Here is a 6,077-nt window from a genome sequence, read left to right on the forward strand (position 1 = left end):
CACAGGAGGTCGGTCATGGCGCAGAACAGGGTTCAGTACCAGAAGGGGCTGTCGATGCCGGAGGTCTTCGATCGATTCGGCTCGGTGCAACAGTGTGAGGAGCGGGTTCGGGCTTGGCGCTGGCCGAGCGGGTTCGTCTGTCCGCGCTGCGAGCAGACCGGGCAGAGCGAGTTCCGGCGGCACGACCGCCTGTACTTCCAGTGCAGCAGCTGCCGCTACCAGTGCAGCCTGGTCAGCGGCACGATCTTCGAGTCCAGCAAGCTGCCGCTGCCGCGCTGGTTCTTGGCCATGCACCTGATGACGCAGGCCAAGAACAACGTCTCGGCGCTGGAGCTTAAGCGGCATCTGGGGGTGTCCTACCCGACGGCGTGGCTGCTGAAGCACAAGATCATGCAGGTCATGGTGCTGCGGGAGGCTCAGCGGCAACTCACCGGCCGCGTCGAGATCGACGACGCCTACCTGGGGGGCGAGGTCCGCGGAGGCAAGGCGGGCCGGGGCTCGCCGAACAAGGTTCCCTTCGTGGCAGCGGTGCAGACGACGGAGGACGCCAAGCCGGTCGTGATGTGCCTGTCTCAGCGTCCCTTCACCAAGGAGTCGATCCAGGCCTTCGCCGAGAAGTCGCTGGCGGCGCCGGCGACCCTGGTCTCCGATGGGCTGGGCTGCTTCACGGCCGTTCATGGCACCGGCATCCTGCACGAGCACCACATCACCAGTGGCGGTGCGTCCAGTGCCAAGCACCCGTCCTTCCAGGCCGTGAACACGGCGCTCGGCAACATCAAGACCTCCCTGTCAGGCACGTACCACGCCTTCGCCTTCAAGAAGTACGGCCAGCGCTACCTCGGGCAGGTCCAGTACCTCTTCAATTGCCGCTACAGGCTGAGATCCATCCTGATCCGGCTGGCTCGGGACGCCTTTCAAACTGCTCCACGCCCTATCAAGACGACCCGCTCGGCTGAGGCAGCTTGCTGATCAGGTGTGCGCATGCGACGCAGCGGCCGAACCGCTGCCAGGCATCAATTGATGGCGAACGCCAGCACGACCGCCCCGAGAGCGAGCAGTCCGAGCCCAGCAATGAACACCGTTTCGGCGTAACCCTCGAAGCGGCTTCCATGGCGGCGCGACCGCATCGACATGAACGACAGCACGGCACTGGCCAGGAACACCAGCGCGTCCACTGCCATCAGCTTGTCGACCAATACACGCTGAGTGCCCACCGGCCCGAGCAGACTGATGTAGAGCGTCGTGAGGCACACGCCGATCATCGTCGCCGACGTCGGCAGGATGTGCGCCGACAAGCCATTGCCGGCCGTTCGAGCTGAACGGCCGGGCGGCAGGCTGGGCGTCTCCTCGGCTGGCTCGCTCAAGATTTCGACTCGCCAGTGCCTGCCGTCGCGAGGAGGAGCGGCGCGCCCATCATCCGACGCGCACGGGCACGAAGATCTTGTCGCCGTCGCGCTGGATCAGCAGCGCGACCGACTTGTCGGACCTCGCCACGGCCTGCCGCACCTGGTCAATGCTGTTGACTGGCGTGCCGTTCACGGCCATCAGCACGTCGCCCGCCTGCACGCCGGCCATCGCCGCCGGACCGCCCGCATCCTCGATGAGCAGGCCATCCACGCCGGCCTCTCGCTTTTCTTGCGGCTGCAGCGGGCGCAGTGCCAGCCCGAGCTTGCCCTTGCCAGCGGCATCGTCGGCCTTCGCAAGCTGGGCCTTCTTGTCGCTGGCGTCACCCAGCCTGGCCGTCAGCTCCTCGCGCTTGCCCTGTCGCCACACCTCCAGCGTCACCTTCTCGCCGGGCGCAGACTGACCGATCAAGGCCGGCAGGTCGCCTGAGGCGATGATCGGCTGGCCGTTGACCTTGCGGATCACGTCGCCGGTCTTCAGTCCGGCCTGGTCTGCAGGCCCGCCCGCATCGACATTGGACACCAGCGCGCCTTCGGGCTTGTCGAGCTTGAAGGAATCGGCCAGCGTCTGGTTCACCTCCTGGATCGCCACCCCCAGACGGGCATGGCTGGCCTTGCCGGTGGCGACGATCTGGTCCTTGATCTTGGTCGCCAGGTCGATCGGGATGGCAAAGGACAGGCCCTGGTAGCCGCCGGTGCGGCTGTAGATCTGCGAGTTGATGCCGATCACCTCGCCGCGCGTGTTGAACAGCGGACCGCCCGAGTTGCCCGGGTTGACGGCCACGTCGGTCTGGATGAAGGGCACGAAGCTGTCGTCGGGCAGCGACCGCCCCTTGGCACTGACCACACCGGCGCTGACACTGTTCTCGAAGCCGAAGGGCGAGCCAATGGCCAGCACCCATTCGCCGACCTTCAGGTCACCCGAACTGCCCATTGGCACCACGGGCAGGTTCTTGGCGTCGATCTTGAGCACTGCCACGTCCGTCTTCGGGTCCGATCCCAGTACCTTGGCCTGGAACTCGCGGCGGTCGGTGAGCTTGACCGTCACATCCCTGGCATCGCGCACGACGTGGGCGTTGGTCAGGATCAGGCCGTCGGCGCTGACGATGAAGCCCGAGCCCTGGCCCCGCACCGGCATCTCACGCTGGCCCGGCAGACCGCCGTTGGGACCCTGGAAGCGCCTGAAGAATTCGAAGAACGGGTCATTGGGATCGATGCCCTGCGGGCCGCGCCGTTGCGCCGCCGGCGCCTCGTCGGCGTCGTTGATGGCGAGCTTCATGCCGCTGACGCTGATGTTGACCACCGCTGCACCATTGCGCGCGGTGATCTGGGAGAAGTCGGGCGCGCCGACGGCGGTGGGGGTGGCGCCCATCGGCGTCATCATGGACGCGCCGGGCAACGCCGTGGCGGTCGGAGCGGCCGCGCGGGCATGCGTGGCGGACACGAAAGTCGCACCCGCACCGCCCAGCACGCCTGCGGCGACCAGCGCGAGAACCAAGTGGGTCGGGGTCATCGAACGTGTTGTCATGAGAACTCCTGGAAGGGAACAGTGGTTGAACACAGACTCAATGTCAGGCCGGGGACTTAGACAGTTCTTAATCGGTCGGCTCTCGTGACGCCAACACCGCTGCCGATGAGCGATCAACCCGCTTCAGAGCAAGCCTCTGAGCACCCGCTGCAAGCCGGCCTCGAAGGTGCGCGCCAGCCGCGCCACGTTGGCCGCGTGCGAGAACTCCGTCATCAGTGCGGACGGCATCGGCGTCGTGACAGTGGTGACGCCACCCTGGTCGTGCATCGAGATCCGGCACGGAAGGACGTGGGCGAGCCCGGGGTCGATGTCGATGAGTTGGGCGGTCAGGCGCGGATTACAGACCTCGTAGACGCGACAGTTGTGCTCCAGTGACATGCCCTTGGCCTGGAGCAAGCGCCGGAAATCGTGCACCTGCAGGATCCCGAGATCATTGGCGACGATGCTGCCCTCCAACTGCAGGGCGACCTCGTCGAAGGGTCGGTCGCACACCACGGAAAGGGTCGACTCGCCGCGAATGAAGGCCTCGGCCTTCAGCGCCTCGAAGGAGGCGGACTCTTTGCGTTGACGCATCATTTGCTCCTCAGGGCGGGGGTGTCGCTCCTGGTTCCAAGATGGTGGGCGCCGACAGTTAGACAGGACTTAAGGCCAAACTCGGTCTGAGCTGGGACCGATGAGTCGGCCAAAGATTCTGGCAGCGAAGAGATCCGGCGGCGATCGATCAGTCTTGGCATGGCGTGCGCGATTTACTTCCCTGTTCGACGACGCTGCAACCTCAGACCAGCCGCGCCGCATCCAGTACGGACCTGCGCCTTTCGGCCCTGGTCATGTAGACGACCAAGCCGAGGATCACCGTCAGGAACAGCGCGCTGGTGCCGACCGTCCCCAGGCCCAGGCCCCCGTTGCTCGCCGGCTGCGACAGCAGGTCGCCGAACGATGCACCGAACGGACGGGTCAAGATGTAGGCGAGCCAGAACGCGAGCACGGCATTCAGCTTGAACACGAGGTGCGCCAGGGTCACGAGCGCGATGCCGGCGCCGAATGCCATGGCCGAGTACAGGTAGCCGAGCTTCAGCGTCTCGGCCACCAGGTCACCTGCCGCCGTGCCCAATGCGAACGTGAACAGGATGGCGGCCCAGTAGAACGACTCACGGCGCATGGTGAAGATCGAGTGGATCGACAAGGTCTTCTCGACGGCAAACCAGGCGGCGAAAGTGGTCGCCAGAGCGATCGCGAAAATCGTCGTCGTCACCTGCAGCGGCACGCCGAAGTGATCGGTGATGTTGTCGGTGATCAAGGTGCCCACCACGCTGATCAGCACCACCGCGACCCAGTAGATCCAGGGCACGTAGCGGTCCTTGCGGAACTGGCCGACGAGGGCTGCGACGAGCAGCGCTGCCATCAGGATCGAGGTGTTGGTCAGGCCGAGATTCAGGTTGGTGTTCAGGAAGTCCGCCGCCGTCTCGCCGACGGTGGTGGCCATGATCTTGATGACCCAGAAGTACAGCGTGACCTCCGGCACCTTGTTGAGCAGGCGCTCGGCAGACGCGGGTTCGATCTTGTTCATGGGAATGCCCTCTTGGATGCTGAGTGGTGGAGCCAGCCCCTACGCTATCGGGCCATGACTTACCAAGCACTTAACCCGCTGTGGGTTGAGTGCACACAGCATCGAGCAACGCGTCGTCGGGCACGACTTGCGGCGTGACGGCCAGTTGGCGCGTCCGCGTGCGATCAGCCTGCCAGAGGGAAAGTCACGTCGACCCGCAGGCCGCCCAGCCGCTCGGATCGGTCGAGTCGCAAGCGCGCGCCGTGCATCTCGGCAATCGACCGGACGATCGCCAGGCCCAGTCCGCTGCCCGTGGTTTCTGTGCCGGCCACGCGGTAAAAGCGGTCGAGCACCCGCTGCCGGTCGACGTCGGCGATGCCAGGTCCGCTGTCTTCCACCGACAGGCGAATCGCGCCCGCCTCGCGCACGATCTCCAGGTCCACCTTGCCACCCGCCGGGGTGTACTTCACAGCGTTGTCCAGCAGGTTTCGCATCAGGATGCGCAGTGCCTCCGCCTGGCCTGCGATCAGTCCCTCATCGGCCTGCGTCAAGCCGACATCGGTCTGGCGCATTTGCGCTGCGGGCACCGCATCGGCCACGGCCAGACGCGCCAACTCCACCAGAGACACTGGCTCCGGCTTGAGGCCCGTGGCGGCGCTCGCTTGATGCCGGGCCAGCACCAGAAGTTGTTCTACCAGGCGCGTCGCGCGGTCGATGCCCGCGGCCAGCCGACTCACCGCCAGGTCTCTGGCCGTATCGTCGGTGGCGCGCTGCAGCCCCTGGACCTGCAGCTTCAGAGCGGCCAACGGCGAGCGCAGCTCATGCGCCGCATCGGCGACGAAGTTCTTCTGGGCGTCGAAGGCCTCGCGCACCCGGCCGAACAGCAGATTGAGCTCCTGGACCAGAGGCCGGATCTCGTCCGGCAGGTCGAGGTCGCTGACAGCACTCAGGTCGTCGGCCTGTCGATCGGCGACCTGGCGCCGCACCCGTGACACCGGAGCCAACGACAGGCTCACTACCCACCACACCACCAACATCAGCAGGGGCGCCATCACGGCGATGGGCGCCATCGTGCGCAAGGCCAGGGTACCAGCCATCTCGCGCCGCGCCGCCATGTCCTGGGCCACCTGGATGACTTGTGAACGCGACTGCATCGAGAACACGCGGTAAGTGCCGCCGTGGGTCTTGACGTCGGAAAAACCCAGCACGGTACGCTGTGGCAACGCAGCGCGGGGCGCCGACTGAAACACGCGCAGGCCATCGGCGGTCCACACCTGGACCATGAAGTTCAGGTCTTCTTCGTCCTGCGAATCCTCGCCAGGTCCCGCTACCGCATTCGACGGCAGCCCCGATCGCAAAGACAGCGCCATCTGCTGCATGTGGTAGTCGAAGATCTCATCCGCCTCGGCGCGTGCTGCGCGGTAGGCGATCAAGGCCTGGACCACCGCCGTCAGTACGATGGCCGCAAGCAGCAGCCAGAGCAGCCGGGTGCGCAGGGAATGGGAGGGCTGCACGGCCATGCTCAGACCCTGGGAACCATGTAGCCGACGCCACGCACGTTCTGGATCAGGTCCACGCCGAGCTTCTTGCGTGTGCGCGC

At 65.9% G+C, this 6,077-nt stretch carries 6 protein-coding genes; 1 reads left to right on the forward strand and 5 read right to left on the reverse strand.

The genetic code is table 11. The features are described from left to right. Positions 1–15 precede the first annotated feature (15 nt). A complete protein-coding gene (locus tag Y694_RS03355) occupies positions 16–969 on the forward strand; it encodes an IS1595 family transposase (RefSeq protein ID WP_036229815.1) in 954 nt (317 codons plus the stop codon). Between the two features lie 44 nt (positions 970–1,013). Here the strand turns inward: Y694_RS03355 and Y694_RS03360 are convergent, their stop codons facing one another. From Y694_RS03360 to Y694_RS03380, 5 genes are all read right to left on the reverse strand, one after another. Then, positions 1,014–1,364, reverse strand: coding sequence for a hypothetical protein (locus tag Y694_RS03360; RefSeq protein WP_231497518.1), 351 nt, complete (start codon positions 1,362–1,364; stop codon positions 1,014–1,016). A gap of 49 nt (positions 1,365–1,413) precedes the next feature. Continuing rightward, positions 1,414–2,931, reverse strand: a complete 1,518-nt coding sequence (locus Y694_RS03365; protein WP_036229817.1) for a DegQ family serine endoprotease — start codon at positions 2,929–2,931, stop codon at positions 1,414–1,416. Positions 2,932–3,054: 123 nt separating this feature from the next. After that, positions 3,055–3,504 carry a DUF302 domain-containing protein gene (locus Y694_RS03370; protein ID WP_197028726.1) on the reverse strand — a complete coding sequence of 150 codons (450 nt, stop codon included), beginning with the start codon at positions 3,502–3,504 and terminating at the stop codon, positions 3,055–3,057. A 202-nt stretch (positions 3,505–3,706) separates the two neighbouring features. Beyond that, positions 3,707–4,498 (reverse strand): membrane protein, encoded by a 792-nt coding sequence (locus Y694_RS03375; RefSeq protein WP_036229822.1) that lies wholly within the window; start codon positions 4,496–4,498, stop codon positions 3,707–3,709. A gap of 164 nt (positions 4,499–4,662) precedes the next feature. Continuing rightward, positions 4,663–5,997 carry an ATP-binding protein gene (locus Y694_RS03380; RefSeq protein WP_036229825.1) on the reverse strand — a complete coding sequence of 445 codons (1,335 nt, stop codon included), beginning with the start codon at positions 5,995–5,997 and terminating at the stop codon, positions 4,663–4,665. Positions 5,998–6,077: the final 80 nt, after the last annotated feature.

It is taken from the genome of Methylibium sp. T29-B (genome assembly GCF_000576225.1).
Classification (GTDB): domain Bacteria; phylum Pseudomonadota; class Gammaproteobacteria; order Burkholderiales; family Burkholderiaceae_C; genus Methylibium; species Methylibium petroleiphilum.

What these genes read in the sequence shown, in the direction of transcription:
- Y694_RS03380 (WP_036229825.1), bottom strand. Translation starts at nt 5,997, where the DNA reads ATGGCCGTGCAGCCCTCCCATTCCCTGCGCACCCGGCTGCTCTGGCTG.
- Y694_RS03355 (WP_036229815.1), top strand. Translation starts at nt 16, where the DNA reads ATGGCGCAGAACAGGGTTCAGTACCAGAAGGGGCTGTCGATGCCGGAG.
- Y694_RS03375 (WP_036229822.1), bottom strand. Translation starts at nt 4,498, where the DNA reads ATGAACAAGATCGAACCCGCGTCTGCCGAGCGCCTGCTCAACAAGGTG.
- Y694_RS03365 (WP_036229817.1), bottom strand. Translation starts at nt 2,931, where the DNA reads ATGACAACACGTTCGATGACCCCGACCCACTTGGTTCTCGCGCTGGTC.
- Y694_RS03370 (WP_197028726.1), bottom strand. Translation starts at nt 3,504, where the DNA reads ATGCGTCAACGCAAAGAGTCCGCCTCCTTCGAGGCGCTGAAGGCCGAG.